Consider the following 20879-nt stretch of genomic DNA (forward strand, 5'->3'; position numbering starts at 1 on the left):
CAACTTTCACAGGTGTTTGGCTTAGAGAGGAGTTTGATCATGGCATTAGTTGGTAGAAGAGACGGGCGCAATTTTGGCTATGGCCGACAACTGAGTTATGCCGGTCCGCAAGCATTGCGCGATTTTTTTGGCGGAGGACATTACGCCACGGTCAAGGCGCACAGTGATCGCTGGCGGGCGTTTGTCCGCTGGTGTCGTTCGGAAGACGGGCCCGGATTTAACGATGCGCGACAGATAGATCGGCAGACCTTGCTGGACTACGCAGAGCATCTGCGCCAACAAATAGAACAAGGTGCTATCGGCATCGCTACTGCGCAAAACCGGTTGTCCAGCGTGAACCGGACTATGGCGGCGCTTCGGGGCGATCAGTCTGTGAAGGTGCCGAGTCCGAGTATAGCCTTGGGAATGCAGCGTACCAGTGTTCGGCGCTTGGTGCCGCAAGGCCAAGATCACGAACAGGTTAAGCAGATCGTCGACGTGCTCTGCAAACACCAAATGCAGCGTGCAGCGGCCATCGTTCAGTTGGCGCGAGTCACCGGCATGCGCTTGCGCGAGGCCATTTTGGTCGATCTACCGCGTCTAAAACATGAGTCCGAACACTACGGCAAAATCAACATCCGAGATGGCATCCAAGGTGGCCGCTCACATGCGTCGGCGCTTCGTTGGATCACGGTAAATGATCCTATTCGTGACGCGCTGAAATTTGCCGAACAGGTTTCGCCGAATGGTAGCCGCAACCTGCTTGCACCAAACGAAAGCTATGTCGATTTACAACGGCAAATCGTCCGCCCTGCACGAGAGATCCTCCATTCGCACAACCTCAAAGGCTTCCACGAGCTTCGGGTCGCCTATGCGTGCGAACGCTATGAGCAGATCACTCATCATCTCGCTCCCATCAACGGTGGCCGTTGCTACCAACTCGACCGACGCCTAGATCAGGATGCCCGAGTGCAAACCAGCTACGAGTTGGGGCTTGGTCGTATCGACCTGTTATCGACTTACATTGGTGATCGAACATGAGCAAGCCATTCGATATGAAGCCGTTGCTACTGCTCGCGAACGTAGTCCGGCATGATCGGACCAGTAGAGCCTCAACCACTCTCTCCACCAAAGATCGAAGCCTCCCCTGTAGCTGTAACGTAAACATCCCCAGTCCTTTCCCAGAAAAAGCGATTCATCAGACCTCAGGTTTCTTACGGAAAAATTCGGCCTCTCACTTGACTCTGCTCCCAGATCCATATGGGACAGCATCATGCCTACTACCGTCTTTCGCTACTTACTACTCTCGCTGGCTATCGTTCACGGCAGCAGCTATGCCGCCTCGGCTCATGAGCAGGATCAACTCAGCCTTATTCAGCGGCAACTCGACACCATCGAACGCCTTGCAACGCGAGCTGAGGTAGCCAGCACGGCTGAACCCGACGATCGCTATCGCTTCGACTATCCCCGGCTGTCTCAGGACATCCAACGTATTCGCCAGGGCGTGCAGGGTTATCTGTCCCCCTCTCGCGCCCAACCACGCGCCCCCTCTGAATTGATCGGCGAATACCGCCTCGACACTCCACCTGCGGAGCCCTCGCCATGAGCATGACTGACGCTCAGATCGCAGCGTTCCAAAACGCCGCCGGCTTCGCACCGCAGAGCAGTTCGACGCTGTGGTTGTCCCTAGTTCTCGTCCTGACCTTGCTGTGGTGCACCTGGGTGATGTGGACGGCTTACCGGGGCTGGGCAGCCGGCAGTGTTCGCTTTGGAGCCTTCGGTGGCAGCGCCGCACGCGTGCTGCTCACCTTGCTGGTTTTGATGTTCTTCACCCTGTCCTAATCCAGGAGATCGCCGCCATGCGCAAGTGCCTTGTCCCCCTGAAAAACAACCTGCGTGATCGTGCGAGCCAGCGCTTGATCGGTCTGCTGCTGGTGCTCGGCCCAAGCCTGGCTTTTGCCGAACTCCCCACCATGGAAGCGCCTTCCCGTGGTGAAGGTTCCGGGTTGATCGAGACGATCAAAAACTACGCCTACGACGGCGGCATCCTGCTCGGCCTGCTGATCGCCCTGCTCGCTTTTCTCGGTGTGGCCTGGCATTCCCTGACCGTCTATGCCGATGTGCAGAACCAGCGCAAGACCTGGAAGGACTTGGGTGCTGTAGTCGGCATCGGTGCCCTGTTGGTGGTGATCATCATCTGGTTTTTGACCAAGGCTGCCGCGATTCTGTGAGGTTGGCATGAACGACACTATCGAACGCCTGGCCGACGGCACCTTGGTCTTTCTCCCAGAGCGACTCAATCGTGATCCCGCCGTATTGCGCGGGTTGACCAATGATGAGATGTGGGTAGCACTCGGCACCGGCGCCGTCATTGGCCTACTGCTGGGCGTTCCTCTAGCGATTGCCACCGCTTCCATTGCCGTAGCGCCGACCGGCATGATCGCAAGCATGGCGCTGGGGTTATTTGCCGGTGGCACACTACTGCGTCGGGCCAAACGGGCCCGTCCCGAGACCTGGTTGTACCGCAAGCTCGAATGGATACTCGCCAGCCGTTGGCGCCTGGGGCGCGGAAGTTTGATTCTCCACTCCGGTGCCTGGACGGTTCGCCGCTCACGTCGGCTGCGTCCTACCCTGCCCCGGTGGCAGCCATGAGCCGATTTCGGAACAAGGTGGACGCCCAACAGGCCCATATCTTCAGCCTGCGTCTGGCGGTCATGATCCTCGCCCTGGTCTGCGCCGGACTCTGGTATGGCTGGCGCTCGGCACCGACCGATCTGACCGTGCATGTCCCCCCGGATCTGCGCTCGGGCAGCACGCGCAAGTGGTGGGATATCCCCTCAGAGAATGTCTATGCCTTTGCCCTGTACATTTTCGGTCAGCTCAACCGCTGGCCTTCGGATGGCGAGCAGGATTATCGCCGCGCCATCTATGGCTTGCAGTCCTACCTGACACCTGCCTGCAAGGCCTTCCTTGACGGTGATTATGAGTACCGCAAGGCCGCCGGCGAACTGCGCCAGCGTGTGCGTGGCGTCTACGAAATCCTGGGTCGAGGCTACAGCGAAGATCCGGAACTCAGGGTCAAGCAACTCGATCGCGACAGCTGGCTGGTCAAGCTCGACCTCAATGCCGATGAGTATTACGCCGCCGAACCGGTGAAACGGGTGGTGGTGCGCTATCCATTGCGCGTGGTGCGTTTCGACCTGGATCCCGAGCACAACAAGTGGGGGCTGGCACTGGATTGTTATCAGGGCACTCCGCAAAAAATCTCCCTGCCCGGTGGTGAGCCATGAAGCGGAATTCTAGCCTGGGATTGACCGTCGTACTGATGGTGTGGGGAGCTGCAGCGCAGGCCGTCGAGCTGATGCGCTGGGAACGCCTACCGCTCACGGTCCCACTGGTGATCAACCAGGAGCGGGTGGTCTTTGTCGATGAGGCTGTTCGAGTCGGTGTGCCTTCAACCCTGGCAGGCAAGCTGCGCGTGCAATCCACCGGCGGCACGCTGTACCTGCGCGCGTCGGAAGCCATTGCCCCGACCCGATTACAACTGCAATCGGTCACGACGGGCGAGATCATCCTGCTGGATGTCGCGGCCAACCCTGGCGATCAACCACTGGAGCCCGTGCGTATTCTCAAGAATGCTCCAGTGCAGGCTACCGAGGCTGAATCTAGCGCCGTCCCTGTTTCGGAACGCACGCCGATCCCGGTCGCGTTGACGCGCTACGCCGCACAGAGCCTGTATGCGCCGCTGCGCACCGTAGAGTCTCTGCCCGGTATACGCCGCGTCCCGCTCAAGCTGCGCACCGAACTGCCAACCCTGCTGCCGACCGAAAACCTGTCCAGCACACCCATCGCCAGCTGGCGCCTCGGTGATTACTGGGTGACCGCAGTGAAGTTGCGCAATCGTGGTCCACAGGCAGTGCAACTCGATCCGCGTCGGCTTCAGGCCAAGCTGTTCGCTGCGGCCTTCCAACATGCTTTCCTCGGGCCCGTCGGCAGTGCTGAAGACACCACGATCGCCTACCTCGTCACCCGCGGTGCCGGCCTCGAACAAGCGGTGCTGCTCCTGCCCGTTGCGCGAGGTGCTGACGATGAAAGCTAACGCCTTGCTCAAATGGCTGGTACCGGCTGCGCTGCTGGGCGTGGTGCTGATCATCCTGAAAACCTGGGTCGCGGGTGGCAGCACGCCCTCCCCAGAGACCCCAGTTGATCAGGGCAACATTCAGTTATCCGCCGAGCAAGCCAAGTCGCTCGGCATTGCTGGCGACACTCCACGCGATACGGTCGCCACCCTGGTCGGCCAGGTGAAGGCCATGCGCAGCGACATGCTCGGTTTGAAGAAACACAATGACTCACTGCAGACGGAAAACAACCGCCTGCGCGAGCGGGAAAACAGTGTCGATTCGCGTATCCAGACGGCACTGGGCAGCGTGACCCAGCAGGTCGACGAAGGCCGTCGACAAGCCAACGAGGCCCGGCTCAAAGCGGAACAAGACAGCCGCCAGGCCCGTGGTCTGTTGACGCAATTGCAGGAACAGCTGTCGGGGCTGACCGGCAAGGGCAAGGACATGCCGATCGGATTGGGGCTTGAGCCGGGCGACGGTGCTCAGTTCGGGGGGGGCCATCCTGCCAATGATACGCTGCAGTGGATTGAACCCTCGGATGCTCCGTCCACCGACGCCCGAGGCAAAACCAAGACCGCCTCCGCACTGAGTCTCCCTACCGCCTTCAACTCACTGGAAGGCTTGAAAGATAACGCGATTGATCGCAGCCAGAAACAGCTACGTGCGGTCACCCAGGGTGAGCGTGACCTGACACGATCGATTGATCGTACCGAAGGCGCGAAGCCGGTCTACACCATTCCCGAAAACGCGACATTGATGGGCTCGGTTGCCATGACCGCGCTGATCGGCAGAGTCCCGGTGGACGGCACCGTGAATGATCCCTATCCCTTCAAGGTACTGGTCGGTCCCGAGAACCTGACGGCCAACGGCATCGACCTGCCGGACGTCGCGGGTGCCGTGATGAGCGGCACGACGTCCGGTGACTGGACCCTGTCTTGCGTACGCGGACAGGTCGAGTCGATCACCTTTGTATTTACCGATGGCACCATCCGCACGGTGCCTCAGCCGAAGGCGGTCGCCAGCCGCAATGCCTCCACCACCCAGAGTTCGAACACCGACAAGATCCGTGGCGGACTCGGTTACCTGTCCGATCCGTATGGCATTCCGTGCATTGCCGGCGAGCGTCGCTCGAACGCTCAGCAGTACCTCGGCAGCCAGAGTCTGATCACGGCGGCCGGTGCCGGTGTCGCCGCCTTGCTCGGGGATGAGCAGAACAACAGCAGTGTGATCAGTTCGGGCGGCAGTACGCTCGGGGTCACCAACAGCACGGGCAATAGCGCACTGAATTCAATTCTCAGTGGTGGGGTCAGCGACATCCGCGAGTGGGTCAACAAACTGTATGGCGAGGCCTTTGCCGCCGTGTACGTGCCACCGGCCGCCCAAGTCGCCCTGCACCTCGACCATGAGATCACCATCGACTACGAGCCCAAGGGCCGGAGCGTTCGCCATGAAAAAGACCAAGCTTCTCTGCCTGACCTGGATTAGTTTGCTCTGCTGGGTACTGGCGGGGTGCTCCACCGACAAGGACACGCTTCTACCCCATGGCGAGCAGACCATGCTGGACATCTGGAACGGCGCCGGTTCGCAAGGCACTCAGCAGCAACTGCTGGAGGCTCGGCAGCAGTTACGCCGCCCGCTGGCCCAAGCAGAGTTCTCCGCCGCTCTCCACGAGCCATACACGCGCACAGCGGCGAACGAGATCCGCAACCTGTTCCCTCGCCTGCCCAATCCCGATCTGGTGCTGTACGTGTATCCGCATTTGAGTGGTACCGAGCAGGCACCGGTCCCGGGGTACTCGACCGTCTTTCCGTTTTACCAACGGGTGCAGTACGCATTGCCGGGTGAACGTCAGGAAGACCTGTAGTGCGTAGCTGCGATGCGGGCAAGCGCACTTCTGCGTGGACAGCCTGGCGCCACCCATTGCGCCCTCGTGCCACATTGACCGATGAAGCCGCACTGTATGCGCACAATCCCAGCTTCACCGATCACCTGCCGTGGGTCGAATACCTCGACACCGAGCAGTGTTTTCTGCTGGATGACAATCGTTCGGTGGGGGCGGTGTTCGAGTTGCTGCCCATTGGCACCGAAGGGCGCGAACCCGATTGGCTGATGGCCGCCCGCGATGCCCTCGAGGATGCCCTGCAGGACAGCTTTGACGAGCAGGATCAAGCGCCTTGGGTGGCGCAGTTTTTCTGCCAAGACGACAACGACTTCACCCCCTACCTGACCCGGTTCACCGATTATGTGCACGACCGCGCACGAGGCACGATCTTCACCAGAGCGTACCTGGAACTCACTCGTCGTCATCTGCAGGCCATCGCCAAGCCCGGTGGTCTGTTTGAGGATAAGGTGGTGACGCGCCTGCCCTGGCGTGGCAACAACCGCCGGGTGCGCCTGGTGGTCTATCGCTGGCTCGAGTCTGGCGCTGAGGAGACGGGACTCAGCCCGGTGCAATCCCTGCATCAGGCTTGCGAACGTATTGCGGCTTCGTTGCAGGCCTGCGGGGTGCAATCGACGCGAGTCGATGGCCGAGGTCTGTATGCCTGGCTGCTGCCCTGGTTCAATCCGGCCCCCACGCTCACCGATGAAGCACCCGAGGAGTTCTACCGCCGCGTAGCCTATCCGGAGCCGGGCGACGGCGAGTCGCTGGAACTGCCCTTCGACCACGACTTTGCCGAGCGGCTGTTCTTCAACGAACCGCGCTCGCATGTGCAATGCGGACTCTGGTTTTTCGACGATCAGCCCCACCGGGTGATGGTGGTGGACAAACTGCGGCGGGCACCCTTGATTGGCCAACTCACCGGCGAAACCCGCAAGGGCGATGCGGTGAACGCCCTGTTCGACCAGTTACCCGAAGGCACGGTGATGAGCCTGACCCTGGTGGTCAAACCGCAGGATGTACTTGAGGAGCAGTTGAACCGCCTGGCCCGCAAAGCCATCGGTGAAAACCTGGCCTCGACCCAGACCCGTCAGGATGTCGAAGAGGCTCGCGCGATCATCGGCCGCCAGCACAAGCTGTACCGCGGCACCCTGGCGTTCTACGTGCGCGGTCACGATGAGCAGCAACTGCACCAGCGCTCAGTCAGCCTGGCCAACGCGCTGCTGGGTGCGGGGCTGCAACCGGTACGCGAAGGCGATGAAGTCGCCGCCTGCAACAGCTACCTGCGTTGGCTACCGATGGCTTACAACCCGGCCCGCGACACGCGCAACTGGTACACGCGCCTGATGTTCGCCCAGCACCTAGCGAACCTCGTTCCAGTCTGGGGTCGCAGCACCGGCACCGGCCACCCGGGCATCACCCTGTTCAATCGTGGCGGCTCGCCGTTGAGTTTCGATCCGTTATCACGCCTGGACCGGGCCATGAACGGTCATCTGCTGTTGTTCGGCCCCACTGGTGCCGGCAAGTCGGCGACCCTCGTCACCCTGCTGATGCAGGTCATGGCCGTGTACCGCCCTCGCCTGTTTATCGTCGAGGCCGGCAACTCATTCGGCTTGCAGGGCGACTACTTCGCGACACAGGGCCTGTCGGTCAACAAGGTCCAATTAAAACCTGGTGCCTCGGTCAGCCTCGCCCCGTTCGTCGATGCCTGGCGCCTGGTCGAGCAACCGGATCAGGTGGCGAGTCTGTCGATCGATGAGCTGGACGATGAGGTGGTAGCCAGTCGCGAAGACCAACGCGATGTTCTTGGCGAACTGGAAATCACCGCTCGCCTGATGATCACCGGTGGCGAGGCCAAGGAAGAAGCCCGCCTGAGCCGCGCCGATCGCAGCTTGATCCGCGAGAGCATTCTCGATGCGGCGCAGACCTGTGTTGCCGCCAGCCGCCAGATGCTGACCCGCGACGTGCGCAACGCGTTGCTGCGCGTCGCCAGCGACCCGCACTTACCGGAGAAGCGTCGTGAGCGTGCCCAGGAAATGGGCGAGTCCATCGACCTGTTTTGCCAGGGCTTCGAGGGCGAACTGTTCGATCGCGAGGGCACGCCTTGGCCCGAGAGCGATGTGACCATTGTCGACCTGGCCACTTACGCTCGCGAAGGCTATGAAGCGCAGATGTCCATCAGCTACATCAGCCTGATGAACACCGTGAACAACCTTGCCGAGCGCGACCAGTACCTGGGCCGACCGATCATCATGGTCACCGACGAGGGCCATATCATCACCAAGAACCCGCTGCTGGCGCCATTCGTGGTCAAGGGCACGAAGATGTGGCGCAAGCTCGGTGCCTGGTTCTGGCTGGCGACGCAAAACCTTGCCGACTTCCCCACGGCCGCGCAGACCATGCTCAACATGATCGAATGGTGGATTTGTTTGAACATGCCGCCCGCGGAAATCGAAGAAATCGCACGCTTCAAGAAACTCACGCCGGCACAGAAAGCCTTGTTGCTCTCCGCCAGCAAGGAACCGGGCAAATACACCGAGGGGGTCGTGCTGTCGAAGAAACTCGAAACGCTGTTTCGAGCCGTGCCACCCAGCCTCTATCTCGCTCTGGCGATGACGGAGCCCGAGGAAAAAGCCGAACGCTGGACCTTAATGCAGGAATACCAGTGTTCAGAGCTAGAGGCAGCTTTTCGGGTAGCTGCGCGCATTGACCAAGCCCGTGGAATCGGGGCATAGCTACCCGATTTTAAGCCCAAATAGCGTTACATCCGTAGAGGGCTGGAGAGCGGTTTTGTAGTGGATATCGAAGAATTATCTGAGTAGATTACTCGTCAACACCCAGCCAGCGGAAGGAGTCACACATGAATAAAAACGATCTGATCGAGGCCATAGCGAGCTCCGCTGACCTCCCGAAGTCCACTGCCGGGCGCGCACTGGAAGCCCTCACAACCATCATATCCACTTCGTTGCAAAGCGGTGAGAACGTCACCTTGGTTGGTTTTGGCACCTTCGCGGTAAAAGCACGTGCGGCACGCGACGGCCGTAACCCTCAAACTGGGGCCACCATCAAGATCGCAGCGGCCAAGACGCCCAGCTTCAAGGCCGGTAAATCGCTGAAAGATGCGGTGAACTAGACGCTGGTAGCGATTACCCAATACCAACTCTCCGAGCACTGGTATTGGGGCGTCAGCAGCCGAAACGCTTGCTGAACATCGGGAGCCGTTCAAGCCATGTGTATGAACGCGTCTTAAACGTCGTTTTTCTCAGCTTTGATTGGGCTGGGGGGCACTGCTCAGCCGCTGCTGAATCCTCAACAGGAATCCAGCTTCAAAAGCATCTTGGCAGTCACCGACTGGAAAGGTCTTGCGGGTTTGCGCCAACGCCCACCACAGTGGAATCTCGCCGGGCGTATCAAGCCAAGCCTGAGCGCATTGCACGCCACGTTCGATCATCGGGGCAAACTCGCGGCCCCAAGGTGTCAAAAGACTTGGACAACCATCCGCAGCGGGAATTGAAAGGTAGTTTTCGTTCATACGCACCCTGGATTTCTGATTTATTGTTAGACGCTGGGCCCTGCTTCGAAAATCTTAACGAAACCAAATGAACGCTCGATAATAGGCATGAGCATCAAATGGCCTAGATCAATGCCAATGTAGACTATATCCCGTGGATTGAGAGTCCCTCAAGGCGCAATTTGCGCGCATGACTCAAGACTACGAACAGCTTCGTCTACATCTGTCGGAAAACATCCGCTGGATGAGACGCGTGAAAAACCTGACCCAAGAGCAACTGGCGCTCATGGCCGAGGTGGATCGCACCTACGTCAGTCAGATCGAACGATGCACGGGCAATCCGTCGCTGTTGGTCCTGTGCAAACTCGCCAATATTCTCGAAATCACCACGGATCAGTTACTTACGGAACCCGATATTTTGCGCAGCTTCCTTCACGTCAAATAATAGTCTCACGCCTCACAAAGTCGATACACCCACCTTCATTTTTTCTACTGACAGTCTCCCGCCCGAAACCGAACCTGACCTGGCTATTTACCTAATTGAGCCTGGATCATGCCTGCTGCCTGCTCGTCAATCACGCCCCCAACGCTTCGGCCCTTGGCGCTGAGCATCCTGCTGACGTGCGGCCCAAGCATGGCGCTGGATACCAGCAGCATCACCGCCTCTGTTCTTTCGCCAAATTGCCTCGCCTACAGGGTCGTCGGTATTTGTTTCTGGCTGCTCTGCACGCCCTTCGGCTGCAAGGTCAAAACCTCAACCAAGGTTCGTCATTTCATTCCTGAGCTGGTGGTCTCGAGCTACACCACCACCGGCAACAACCCCTGGACCGAGATGGCCATCCTCTCCACTCCCATCAGCGGTGCGGAAGGTGGCGGCAACCTGATCACCCCGAACACCCACCGCGACAACCTGCCCCGCTTCAAAAACGTTGATGGCATCGGCCACCCCGGTGGCTGGGTCGCCACGCAACTGGCTTCTCAATCCGGCTACGCCTGCGCCAGTGGTGCAACTGCATTCATGCCCTACTACCTGAGTACCCTGGACTCACTGGCCTGGCGTCATGGCATCCCAGAAAGTGTCTACCCCGAGTCGCTCACGCCGGGGATCCGTGAAATCGGTCGTCATGCCTCGGGAAACATGTGGGGCAATGTTTATCCGCGGCAGGGTTTTCTGGTACAGCCCGACGACTTCAAGGCGGCCGCGGTCATGGCGCAACGGGCGGGTGATGTGATTACCCGCAACTGGCAGCCGCATGTGTACTTACCACTCACGCCCACCACCCGCGACGGCTACTGGCCGCCTGGTCCGATCGTTGAAAACGACGCTTCGACCCACAAATGGCAATTGCTCTACCCCCAGGTTCAGCCGACGTGCGCCATCTTCCCCGGCGATCCGTTACAAAGCGCGGATGGCGGCTACGCCTGGTCGCTGTGGCGCCCCTATAGCTGCTGCAAACGTGAAGGACAGACCTTTCTATTCAGCATCGACTTCGAAGGCGGTGCATCATGAACCGGCTTCTCGCGCGCCCCTGGTTGGGCACGATGAGTCTGGTGTTTTACGGACTGCTCGCCATGGCCACGCATGCCCACGCCGCCGAGGGCGATTACCGCCTGGGCACTCAAGGCGAGGTGCTCGACGACCGGGTGATGTACACCATCGGTGGCGGCTCGGCAGTCGGCTCACCGAGTTCGCTCTACCGACCCAGTGGTCTCGGTGTCGGTGGGTCCTGGCGAGCGAACATGATGTGCGGAAACATGAGCCTCACCAATACCTTACAAAACCAGCTGAACGGCGCCACCGAAGGTTTCCGGCAGATCATGGGCAGCGTCGTGCAGAATGCGACCCAGGCGGTGATGTCGTTGCCGGCGTTGATCATTCAGCGCGCCAACCCTGGCCTCTATGAGTTGCTCAGTAACGGGGTGATGCAGGGGCGTATCGACTTCGATCGTTCCAAACTGACCTGCCAGGCCATGGCCGAGAAGATGGCGGACAAGGTCGGTCAGGCCGGCTGGGGTGCGCTGGCCAAGAACCAGGAGATGCAGGGCAATCTGGAGCAAACCGGCGGTGATGCGGTGGCCGCGGTGAAAAACACCGAGGCCCATAATGGCAACAATGGGGTGTCCTGGGTCGGCGGACAGAAGGCTGGAGGTAGCGGGCAGACGCCCATCCGGGTGACCGCCGACGTGGTGCGCGCCGGCTATAACCTGCTGCATAACCGGTCGGTGGATGACAGCACCTCGATCAGTAGCAGCGACTGCTTAGGCGGGGCCATTTGCCAGACCTGGGCCTCGCCCCTAGAGGAATCCGATTGGGCCGTTCGCGTGTTGGGCGAGAGCGAAGTCGCAATCTGCGACACCTGCGAAACCCTGCGTGCGACCGCGGGCAGCGGATTGACGCCGCTGATCCAGGAGGCCTACAGCGAACGCCTCAAAGCCCTGCAAGGGTTGCTGTCTGGCTCTCTGCCGTCTACCCCTGACAACCTGGCGAAAGCCTCCAGCTCAATGCTGCCGGTGACCCGTGGTGTGGTTGAAGCCCTGCGCGACGATCCTGACCAGGATGTTTTGGCACGGCGCCTGGCCAGCGAGACGGCCCTGTCCAGCGTGCTCGATAAGGCGCTCTTGCTATTGCGCACCCTGCTGGCGGGCAGTCACGAACCGAACATCGCCTCCGCCGAGCCGGCCCAGACCGCCTTGACGAAAAACATCGACGCTCTGGAGCGCGAAATACGCCTGCTGCAGACCGAACTGCAGGTCCGGCAGATGCTCGCCACCAATACCGCCAGCCTGGTGCTTGATCGGCATGCCGGGGGCGCCGATGCTTCGCGTACCGTCGAGCAAGGCGACCCCGAGCCCGGTCGACTCAATGACGCTGACGCCAGGCACAAGTGAGCCATGAAACGCTCACCGCTCTTCACTTTGCTTTCGAGTCTGGGGATTGCCGCGGCGATGATCCTGACCGCCGCACTGGTCGCCTGGATCGGCCGCACTGCGCTGGGTAGTTTCGAGGTCTGGCAGCAGGTCTTCGAATCCGCACGGCCTTATCTGCGGTGGTGGCGCGCCCTGTTCTACGGCGCCCTCTTTGCGCTCTGGTGGGACCTGCTTCGGCGCTACCGCCATCAACCACAGGATCGACTGCGCGTACAACGCATCGGGGCAATGGGGTTCGCACTCTTCATCTGCGTCGAGTTCACCCGACTGTGAGGTTGTCACCATGCTCATGAGCACCAACAGCTACCTCGAGTTTTACCTCTCCCTGCTGGCCTGGATCATCAACAACGGCCTCTGGAGCGTCCTGTCCGACACCGGGCTGTTCGCCGCACCCTTTGGCGCAATCATTTTGCAAGAATGGTTGTCGGCCCGTCAGCAAGGCGCAGATGAAGGCAACAAGGGATTGCTCTCGGTACCGCGGATCGAGAACCGGTTGTGGCTGGCCTACATCGTCGTGTTGTTCGGCTGCGCGCCGGTCTTGCCGTTGAGCCTCGCCTCAATGACGTTCGATGATGCGGCGAGCCAGCGCTGCGGCGTGAGTGTGGCGAAGCCCGCGGAAACCGCCTGGGGGGCGACCTTCAATACCATCGGCGAACGCTCCGCCAACGTGCCGATCTGGTGGTTTCTGGTGCATGCCTTGAGCAAAGGGGTAACCGCGGCGGCCACCGCGTCCATTCCGTGTGCACCGGATATCCGGCAGATGCGCATGGAGATCGACAGCTCGCGTATCAACAGCCAGGTACTGCTGCAGGAAGTCGCCGACTTCACTCGCGATTGCTATGGCTATTCCCGTTCTCGGCTATTCACCAACCGTCCGCAGCTGGACAAGGCACAAAGTCACGACGCGTCCTGGATCGGCTCAAGCTACTTTCTCGACACGCCCGGCTACTACGATACGGATCGCTCACGCACGCCGCGAGTCAGTTGGCCGTATGACGACAACCGCGATGTTTCCTTGCCGCGACTGGAGAGTGGTGCGGGCTACCCCACCTGCAAGCAGTGGTGGAGCGATAGCGGTGTCGGGTTGCGCGAGCGGTTGATCAGGCAAGTTGATCCCTCGTTGCTGACTCAGCTGAAAGGTTGGTTGACTGGCCGTTCGAGCAACGAGATCGAGGATGCCACCCTGCGCGAACTGGTCAGTCCGCACCAGCAATCGATGTCCATGTCCCCCGGACAGGTGTACCAGGACTATGGCTCCAGTGCTCGCGGCGGCACAATCAATCAGGGGCTCAATAACCTGGCCACCAACACCGGACTGGCCCTCGGTTCCTTCAGCAACTTCCCGGCGATGAATGCGCTACGCGCCGCTCTACCGATGGTGCAGGCTTTCCTGATCATGGGCATCATCATCAGCTTGCCGCTGATTCTAATGGTCAGTACCTACCAGTTGAAGACCGTCATGACGGTGACGTTCGCACTGTTCACACTGCATATGCTGAGCTTCTGGTGGGAACTAGCCCGCTGGGTCGACTCCAGCATGCTCGATACCTTGTACAACCAGGTTTCGGCGTCCAACCAGCTGCTGTTGTCGCTGCCCACATCCGGACTTATGGATGGGACGGTCACCGCGCAGGTGATCGAGTACGTGATGGGGGCAATGTTCGTCGTGCTTCCGATGTTGTTTTTGGCTGCAATGAGCTGGGCAGGATATAGCGTTGGCTCAATTGCCGACGGCATGCTTAGCAAAGGAGCGGCTCAAGCGCAGGACGCTGGTGCAAGGGGCGCTGGAGCTCTGATGTCTGCTGGAAAGGCCTTAAGGAAGGGGTGAAGAACTCGACTACAGGTCTTTTAAATCAGGCTGACCGGGTGCGCGGCCATACTCATACTCACCATATGGGTCGCCATATGCCTTGTACCGGAGAGCATCCTTAGGTTTGATAGGCGCTCCATTGGCGTTGGCCCAACACAAGACAATAAGGATCATCACCGACACTGTGAACCATAAGCTAACTAGAAGGAGTCCGGCGGCTATAGCCAACTTGATAACTAGAAAACTCCCGCGAACAAGTAATTTACCTGCGGGCATTCCTGCCGTCTCCGCACGCTCAACCACGCGGGATTCAAACGCTTTTAACTTACGGAAACCACGCTTCACCGACAGACCACAGGCATACGCCCAGCGGTGGGCACGTGAACTTTGAACAGGTTGCTGAGTCGGCATGGTCTCGCCCTCTTCTGAGCGTTTTCATCGTTGAGGCAAGAGTATTAGCCTACTACTGAAAGCGGTCCATATCTGACCGTTTATCAGTTTGCTCAGACGGCGCTGCGAGCGTTGATATGGCTGCGCGTTGAAAACACCCCCCATATCCTAGTCCGCCAAGAATAAGACCGTAAACAGCTAGTAACCTTTCGGTATGCGATAGGCCTTGCCCTTTTTTGTGCGGTCTTCGAAAAAGACCGCATGCTCCGATTCGTCCGTGCGTATGCAATCGCGCGTCTGACCATTCCCAACATTGCATTTCGACCACTCAACCCGACTGCCTAATTCGTCCAGCCTCGCCACCTCGCCTCGACGCGCTTTTATTTCGTCTAACGACGGCACCCACAGATAGAGAGACACTACTACCAATGTAAGGATCGTAGCCTGCGCCGACAGGAAGTAGAGCCAACGCCTACTATTCAATTTCTTTGCTGCCATGTTGTACAGTTCAGCAGCCCGCTGAGCGGCAGCATCTGCCTCCGTGAATCTCTTGCTCAACAGCTCAGCGGCTTGATTCGCAGTTGACTGTGCAGAACTCTCGATGCTCTGTTTGACGCCCGCCTCCAGTCGAACCAACTTCTTTTCGACGCTATCCTGCAGCTCACGCAACGCATCAGTAGCCCGTCGAGACTTGCTCTCATCGATCTCTACAGCTTCGAGAACTTTGCGAGCCGCGCCAAAGAGGGCCTGAAAATTTCGATCGTGCGCTTGCTCTTGACTTGTTCCGGACATCAATATCTTCCTAAAGTTGGACCTTTTAGATCGGGCATCTCGTGATCTGGTTGCTTCATCTCTCTCTGAAGGGAAAGATATCGCTCCTGGCTGTACTCGATCCATTGTTTGTGGGACAGGTTCAAATCCATCAAATCCTGTAAGGCGGCGAAATGCAGACCTCCACCGCTGCCGGCCACCAGCACCAATCCGCCTGTTCCGGTCTCCTCTGGCCCTTGAGCAAGCCGCACCAGATCGATGTAGTCGCGCTCAGCCTTTGTGATCTCAGCCGATCTGCGTTGCAGAATGCCAACAGCCAGCTCCTCGATAAAATTTTGGAACCTCTCGCTTGACTTAGGCCGTTGCCTGGCGCCTTCGCCAAACGCATCGAGATAGGGCTCAATGCGTGCCGACAGTGCAGCGCTGGGAAGAGGCGCCGTTTCGATGTACCAATGCACCCGCCGCGAAGTACCTGGCAGGTCAGGCAATTCGTCCAATTTTTCGGAAAAAATTCGAGATAGAAACTGGTGACGACCAGCCTCTTTTTTTGACTTGTTAGCCTCAGTCTTAAACTCGATCAAACGTACTGTGCCAGGGAATGCCATCAGCAAATCCCCCAATCGTTTATCGTCTGGCGTTTGTTGAAGCAAGTTCACCATACTTGGCAACTGACCGGATCTCAGCTGTGAACCAAGAGCGAACCCCAGCCCGTAGAGAAAATTTCCGATAACCACATTTTCATACAACTTCATTGAACATCATCACCCTAGTATCACGCCCTTTAGAAGCTTGCCGGTAGCGCTCCAAGCCTAACCGCTTGTCAGTCAATCCGGTCGAAAAAACAAGGCTGGCTTTCAGTAGACTCAGTTCGTCTAACGCGTTGGTTTATCTCGTTGCTATTCGCGAACAGCTCGGCTAAACCCGAGGTACGGATCGCTGTTATCGACAGCACTTTCCCAGGTAGCCAGAACATTCAAGGCTACGTCACTTCGGTGATGGTTCTCCCCAAGTGCGATTAGCGTTCGGTGGCTCGCACGGTGACCGTACGGTGATGAACGCCTACTGCTCTCCTGAGCGCCTTTCGAGCGCTGCTCGTGAGATATGCCCTCGTGATTTTCTTCAACCCACTGCGGGGAAATCTTTCCCCGCACAGGACAGGTTTCTTCGCGTTTTCAACGGAGACATACCATGCCCGACTCGCTTACACCGCAAACACTGAACACCCTCCGGTTGCCCATCGTGTTCACCCCTGGCGCGTGGCAACGCGCAGTACTGCTCGAACAATCCGATCACGCAGAGAAGCTGCAGGTCGATCGGTTGAGCCACGTATTGCGCGCAGCTTTCGAAGCCCACCTGGCCTTTCCACACAAGCCTTACGTGCTGTTCGAGGTAATCCACATTGAACCAACCGATCACTTAGACAACGACCCGTTGCTGCAATTGAGTCTGAGCCTACTCCAAGAACCGGGTCAGCCTGTCGCTTTGCTGATAGCGCTTGCAGGAGAACACCAGCGCTAAGCGCAATGGGCGGCGCCCACCTCCACATTCTGACGGCATGCAAGACTTGCATCATTCCAACCCATCACCCAACCGGGGAACCCTCCCCCGACGGGCAAGGCGTTCCTCCGTTTTTCTCTCGAGGAAAATGCCATGCGCGATATCTACCAAGACGTGACTGACAAAATCGTTGCCGCTTTGGCCCAAGGCGCAGCTCCCTGGATCAAACCCTGGTCCTCAAGTGGCTCCGCTTACATCGGTCATCAACCCTACCCCATCAACGCCATCACGCGACGTCCATATTCGGGCATCAATTTACCGCTGCTCTGGGCCGAGGCCAGGTTGCAGGGCTTCACTCAAGATCGTTGGCTGACCTTCAACCAAGCCAAAAAGACCGGTGGGCACATTCGTAAGGGTGAGCACAGCACTCTGGCGGTGCTCTACAAGCCGATGGAGCGCGAGGAACATACCGAGTCAGGCCAACCCGTACTCGATGAAAACGGTCAGCCCAAGGTCGCTCACTTCGGCATTCTCAGGACAAATTTTCTGTTCAACATCGAGCAAACGGAAGGGCTCGAAATACTTAATGATACCCTGCTCGAGACGGAACAGAGTGATCCCTTCCAGCCCAACAGCGCCGCAGAAAATCTGCTGTTAAGTTCAGGTGCACGCATCGTTCATCGGCCTGCCGACGAAGCCTTTTACCATCCGATCAGGGATCTCATCCAACTGCCGACAAAGGCACAATTTCACGATGAAAGCGGGTACTACGCCACGGCACTTCATGAGCTGACGCACTGGACCGGGCATCACTCTCGGTTGCAGCGCGAAGGCGTGACGTCAGCCTGTCCGTTCGGCTCGCCAGGCTACGCGTTTGAGGAGTTGATCGCCGAGATGGGCGCTGCTTTTTTATGTGCCTACGCCGGTATACAGGGAGAGCTGCGGCATGAGGGTTACATCGACTCCTGGCTCAGCCTGCTCAAAGCAGACAAGCGTGCGATCTTTCGCGCCAGTGGCCAAGCCCGAAGCGCCTCGGAGTATGTACTCAACCTAGAGCAGCAACTGAAGCAGATGGTAATGGATGACTCACGATGCATGAACGATGGAGTTTGATCGTTAATTAACCGTTGCAATCGCATCACAGGGCCCAACGCGAGTTGGGCCCTGTGATGCGCCCAGAAAAATCCCCATGCCGCGGAGCTCTGACGCAAAGAACATGAGGTAATCCCGTAACCGCAGTATACCGTTACGTATCCAGATTCTCCGCCAGGTAATCCACCAGCTCGAGTGGACTTCGGCTGTCGATCACCTTGTAGATCAGATCGCGTTTACTGCGCGGAAGCTTCTTGACCACGCTCTTCGCCGAGGCCCTGACGGCTTCGTCTGTTCCATGGATACGTGCCGCGAGCAGCAGCACGAGTGTGGCGTCAGTGAGGTTCATGGCAAGACCCGATAAAATTCGCACCGCAGTGTAACGACACTTCCCTTTTTCGCACCAGCGCACGCATCCAACAAAACGGTACCAGGACAAATCGATATTCCGATTGCCGCACAAAGGGACATACGGCAAAAGGATCGGTAAGGGTTGGAAGGGGAATGGGGATTCAAGGGTAAGAGCCCTATCCGAAAAGGCTAAAAGGCCATTGGCCCTGCCATTTCCTGGGAGGTCACGATGCTCAGTCTGTTTCGACACAAAAGGCAGAAGCCTCCTCCGCTACCAACCATAAACGTCGCTGAAGGTTACCTGTCCGTCGAGTTGCCCCATAACTTGTTAGCCGCCGAGCACCGCCGTCAGTTGCTCGATCGCATCTGGCAGTACACCGCCCTCTCCCATCCGCAGTTCAGCCAGCTCTATTTAAATCCGATCCATCGCTACGCCGAGCTGGTCCAAAAACTCCCGGCCAGCGAGACTCATCACCATGCTTATCTCGGCGGCATGCTCGACCATGGACTGGAACTGGTCGCGTGCAGTTTGAAACTGCGTCAGTCGTATCTGCTGCCCACAGGCGCTGCGCCCGAAGACCAAGCCGCCCAGACCGATGCCTGGTCGGCGGGTATTGCTTATGGTGCCCTGCTGCATGACATCGGCAAGATCGCCGTGGACCTGCAGGTCGAACGTCAGGATGGCCGTCTTTGGCATCCTTGGCAGGGGCCACTGGATCAGCCCTACCGTTTTCGCTACCTCAAAGGCCGCGACTATCACCTGCACGGCGCCGCCGCTGGCTTGCTCTACACCCAAATTCTCGACCGTCCTATCTTGGATTGGCTCAGTGGATTTCCGTCACTGTGGGCCAGCCTGCTGTATGTCCTGGCGGGTCAGTACGAACGTGCCGGCGTGCTCGGTGAATTGGTCATTCAGGCCGACCGCGTCTCCACCGCGCAGAACATCGGTGGCAACCCGAAGAAGGCACTGCAGGCCCCGATGCATTCGCTGCAACATCACTTGATCAGCGGACTGCGCCATCTGGTTCAGCACGAGCTGAAACTCAACCAGCCAGGTGCCGCGGGATGGCTGACCCAGGACGCCCTGTGGCTCGTCAGCAAGACGGTCACGGACAAGCTGCGAGCCTATCTGCTATCGCAATCGATTGAAGGCATTCCCTCATCTAATATCACTGTGTTCGACGAGCTGCAATCGCACGGACTGGTCGAGTCGACCCCAGAAGGCAAAGCCATCTGGACTGCGCAAGTGACACAAGGAGACTGGCAGCAGAGCTTTACCTTTCTGCGCCTTCGACCGGCGTTGATTTGGGGGAACGAAGACCGGCCCGAGGTTTTCAGCGGAACGGTGAGCATTGCGACCCATGACCACTCAACTGACACGCCGGTACCAACACCAACGCCCGAGACAGCCAGTACAAGATCAGGTCAAAGTCAACCGCAGCCGGATCCCATGGCGCTAGAGGATGCCGATTACCTCGGTACGCTGCTGGATATGTTCGAGTTGGAAGAGCCAAAGGCCAATGACGCGCTGTCAGAAAGAGCCGTCAAAACTTCAACGTTTCAATTGGATAACCCAGGCCAGGCATTCCTGAATTGGGTCAAGGAAGGCATTCTGAGCCACAAGCTGATCATCAATGACAGCAAGGCCAAAATCCACACGGTGAGTGGCAGCATATTTCTGGTCACGCCTGGTCTCTTCCAACGTTATGTACAGGAGTTTCCTGGTATCTCACAGGGTGCCGATCAAGGGATTGAAGAATGGCGTTGGGTGCAGAAGCAGTTCGAGAAATTGAAGGTCCACAGGAAGCGAGACAACGGTCTGAATATCTGGGCATGCCAAGTGCAAGGCCCTAGGAAGAAAACCACCCTGAAGGGATACTTGATTGAGGATCCGAAGCTTTTTTTTGAATTGATGCCACTCGATAATCCGTTTCTTGAAATCGAAAAAGATTAAATTTCACTGGCACTCCATTGGTGAGGGATCGAAATGCAGAGTTGACTCTGTCCAACTCCTGCTTGGTTATACGAAGCTTGAAAGCACCGTCAGATACCTGGGAATCGAGGTCGATGATGCCCTGGAAATGGCGGAACAGACGGAAGTCTGAGCATCTATAGCGACGGTCGATACTAGACCGTCGCTATCCGACCCAAAGCTGCCCTTCACGAAGGGCAGGAATCGAACCTGGCTGTGTGAAAACGCATGCCCCGTTTTGAAGTCTGCGTTGCTACGTAAAATCTGGCCGCGTTTGGCTGGTCAGCAGACCTAAAAGTTGCGTAGGAATGCGATTTCCGTTGCGGTTCTGAGTGTCAAACTCACTCCAAAACGTTTTCCCACAGCCTGTACCAGAAGCTGCCGCTCGATGGTGTCTATTAACCAGGGGCGATTCACATCGCCAAGGTCGAGAAGTAGAAAACTCCGCACTTGCCTCAGAGCTTGAGGAGGGAAAATGCTTCAAATCTGACTTGCATTGTGGATGGCCTCACGCCACCATTCAGTGAATCCAGAAAGGAATCTCTCACGGGCGAGAGACATCAATGGAAGGTGGCATG

24 protein-coding genes and 1 pseudogene are annotated in these 20879 nt (G+C 58.3%); 20 read left to right on the plus strand and 5 right to left on the minus strand.

Annotation, left to right across the window (positions count from 1 at the left end; all coding sequences use genetic code 11):
• Positions 1-39 precede the first annotated feature (39 nt).
• The 11 genes from QK296_RS22315 (at position 40) to QK296_RS22365 (ending at position 9112) form a co-directional block, all read left to right on the plus strand.
• A complete protein-coding gene (locus QK296_RS22315) occupies positions 40-1020 on the plus strand; it encodes an integrase domain-containing protein (protein ID WP_154847253.1) in 981 nt (326 codons plus the stop codon).
• A gap of 232 nt (positions 1021-1252) precedes the next feature.
• Complete coding sequence (locus QK296_RS22320; protein WP_154847252.1) at positions 1253-1585, plus strand: RAQPRD family integrative conjugative element protein; 333 nt, start codon at positions 1253-1255, stop codon at positions 1583-1585.
• Complete coding sequence (locus QK296_RS22325; protein WP_154847251.1) at positions 1582-1821, plus strand: TIGR03758 family integrating conjugative element protein; 240 nt, start codon at positions 1582-1584, stop codon at positions 1819-1821. Before QK296_RS22320 ends, QK296_RS22325 begins: the two co-directional genes overlap by 4 nt.
• Before the next feature lie 17 nt (positions 1822-1838).
• Entirely contained in the window at positions 1839-2210 is a 372-nt protein-coding gene (locus tag QK296_RS22330) for a TIGR03745 family integrating conjugative element membrane protein (RefSeq protein ID WP_154847250.1), read from the plus strand.
• Between the two features lie 7 nt (positions 2211-2217).
• A complete protein-coding gene (locus QK296_RS22335; RefSeq protein ID WP_154847249.1) occupies positions 2218-2631 on the plus strand; it encodes a TIGR03750 family conjugal transfer protein in 414 nt (137 codons plus the stop codon).
• Entirely contained in the window at positions 2628-3269 is a 642-nt protein-coding gene (locus tag QK296_RS22340; protein ID WP_154847248.1) for a PFL_4703 family integrating conjugative element protein, read from the plus strand. The genes QK296_RS22335 and QK296_RS22340 overlap by 4 nt, the downstream gene beginning before the upstream one ends.
• Positions 3266-4078, plus strand: coding sequence for a TIGR03749 family integrating conjugative element protein (locus tag QK296_RS22345; protein ID WP_154847247.1), 813 nt, complete (start codon positions 3266-3268; stop codon positions 4076-4078). Before QK296_RS22340 ends, QK296_RS22345 begins: the two co-directional genes overlap by 4 nt.
• On the plus strand, positions 4068-5585 hold the full coding sequence (locus tag QK296_RS22350; protein ID WP_154847246.1) for a TIGR03752 family integrating conjugative element protein: 1518 nt from the start codon (positions 4068-4070) through the stop codon (positions 5583-5585). The genes QK296_RS22345 and QK296_RS22350 overlap by 11 nt, the downstream gene beginning before the upstream one ends.
• The gene (locus tag QK296_RS22355) at positions 5548-5964 is read left to right on the plus strand and encodes a TIGR03751 family conjugal transfer lipoprotein (protein WP_236216008.1); all 417 of its coding nucleotides are present in this window, start codon (positions 5548-5550) and stop codon (positions 5962-5964) included. Before QK296_RS22350 ends, QK296_RS22355 begins: the two co-directional genes overlap by 38 nt.
• Positions 5964-8714 carry a conjugative transfer ATPase gene (locus QK296_RS22360; protein WP_154847244.1) on the plus strand — a complete coding sequence of 917 codons (2751 nt, stop codon included), beginning with the start codon at positions 5964-5966 and terminating at the stop codon, positions 8712-8714. The genes QK296_RS22355 and QK296_RS22360 overlap by 1 nt, the downstream gene beginning before the upstream one ends.
• Positions 8715-8839: 125 nt before the next feature.
• On the plus strand, positions 8840-9112 hold the full coding sequence (locus tag QK296_RS22365) for an HU family DNA-binding protein (protein WP_154847243.1): 273 nt from the start codon (positions 8840-8842) through the stop codon (positions 9110-9112).
• Between the two features lie 129 nt (positions 9113-9241).
• On the opposite strand, the gene QK296_RS22370 is transcribed toward QK296_RS22365, so the two are convergent.
• Positions 9242-9511 carry a LasR-specific antiactivator QslA gene (locus QK296_RS22370; protein WP_154847242.1) on the minus strand — a complete coding sequence of 90 codons (270 nt, stop codon included), beginning with the start codon at positions 9509-9511 and terminating at the stop codon, positions 9242-9244.
• Between the two features lie 169 nt (positions 9512-9680).
• Here QK296_RS22370 and QK296_RS22375 point away from each other — a divergent pair, with 169 nt between their 5' ends.
• The 5 genes from QK296_RS22375 (at position 9681) to QK296_RS22395 (ending at position 14246) form a co-directional block, all read left to right on the plus strand.
• Positions 9681-9935: a helix-turn-helix transcriptional regulator gene (locus QK296_RS22375; protein ID WP_154847241.1), complete on the plus strand. Its 255-nt coding sequence runs from the start codon at positions 9681-9683 to the stop codon at positions 9933-9935.
• Between the two features lie 108 nt (positions 9936-10043).
• On the plus strand, positions 10044-11000 hold the full coding sequence (locus tag QK296_RS22380; protein ID WP_154847240.1) for a TIGR03756 family integrating conjugative element protein: 957 nt from the start codon (positions 10044-10046) through the stop codon (positions 10998-11000).
• Positions 10997-12379 carry an integrating conjugative element protein gene (locus tag QK296_RS22385; protein ID WP_154847239.1) on the plus strand — a complete coding sequence of 461 codons (1383 nt, stop codon included), beginning with the start codon at positions 10997-10999 and terminating at the stop codon, positions 12377-12379. Before QK296_RS22380 ends, QK296_RS22385 begins: the two co-directional genes overlap by 4 nt.
• Before the next feature lie 3 nt (positions 12380-12382).
• Positions 12383-12691 carry a hypothetical protein gene (locus tag QK296_RS22390; protein WP_154847238.1) on the plus strand — a complete coding sequence of 103 codons (309 nt, stop codon included), beginning with the start codon at positions 12383-12385 and terminating at the stop codon, positions 12689-12691.
• Between the two features lie 10 nt (positions 12692-12701).
• Positions 12702-14246: a conjugal transfer protein TraG N-terminal domain-containing protein gene (locus QK296_RS22395; protein WP_154847237.1), complete on the plus strand. Its 1545-nt coding sequence runs from the start codon at positions 12702-12704 to the stop codon at positions 14244-14246.
• A 9-nt stretch (positions 14247-14255) separates the two neighbouring features.
• Here the strand turns inward: QK296_RS22395 and QK296_RS22400 are convergent, their stop codons facing one another.
• From QK296_RS22400 to QK296_RS22410, 3 genes are all read right to left on the minus strand, one after another.
• Complete coding sequence (locus tag QK296_RS22400) at positions 14256-14639, minus strand: DUF3742 family protein (RefSeq protein ID WP_154847236.1); 384 nt, start codon at positions 14637-14639, stop codon at positions 14256-14258.
• A gap of 177 nt (positions 14640-14816) precedes the next feature.
• Positions 14817-15410, minus strand: coding sequence for a hypothetical protein (locus tag QK296_RS22405; protein WP_282391316.1), 594 nt, complete (start codon positions 15408-15410; stop codon positions 14817-14819).
• On the minus strand, positions 15410-16141 hold the full coding sequence (locus QK296_RS22410; RefSeq protein WP_154847234.1) for a hypothetical protein: 732 nt from the start codon (positions 16139-16141) through the stop codon (positions 15410-15412). Before QK296_RS22410 ends, QK296_RS22405 begins: the two co-directional genes overlap by 1 nt.
• Positions 16142-16577: 436 nt before the next feature.
• On the opposite strand from QK296_RS22410, the gene QK296_RS22415 reads away from it, so the two are divergent.
• Positions 16578-16907: a hypothetical protein gene (locus tag QK296_RS22415; RefSeq protein ID WP_154847233.1), complete on the plus strand. Its 330-nt coding sequence runs from the start codon at positions 16578-16580 to the stop codon at positions 16905-16907.
• A 132-nt stretch (positions 16908-17039) separates the two neighbouring features.
• Complete coding sequence (locus QK296_RS22420; RefSeq protein ID WP_154847232.1) at positions 17040-17999, plus strand: zincin-like metallopeptidase domain-containing protein; 960 nt, start codon at positions 17040-17042, stop codon at positions 17997-17999.
• 133 nt (positions 18000-18132) lie between these two features.
• On the opposite strand, the gene QK296_RS22425 is transcribed toward QK296_RS22420, so the two are convergent.
• A complete protein-coding gene (locus QK296_RS22425) occupies positions 18133-18327 on the minus strand; it encodes a hypothetical protein (protein WP_025214500.1) in 195 nt (64 codons plus the stop codon).
• 231 nt (positions 18328-18558) lie between these two features.
• Here QK296_RS22425 and mobH point away from each other — a divergent pair, with 231 nt between their 5' ends.
• A complete protein-coding gene (gene mobH / locus QK296_RS22430) occupies positions 18559-20283 on the plus strand; it encodes a MobH family relaxase (RefSeq protein ID WP_154847231.1) in 1725 nt (574 codons plus the stop codon).
• Positions 20284-20329: 46 nt separating this feature from the next.
• Positions 20330-20434, plus strand: a pseudogene (locus QK296_RS22435) (integrase); the annotation flags it as partial.
• Between the last annotated feature and the right edge of the window lie 445 nt (positions 20435-20879).

The sequence above is a fragment of the Pseudomonas sp. AL10 genome (assembly GCF_029960685.1).
In the GTDB taxonomy this organism is placed as follows: Bacteria; Pseudomonadota; Gammaproteobacteria; order Pseudomonadales; family Pseudomonadaceae; genus Aquipseudomonas; species Aquipseudomonas lactis.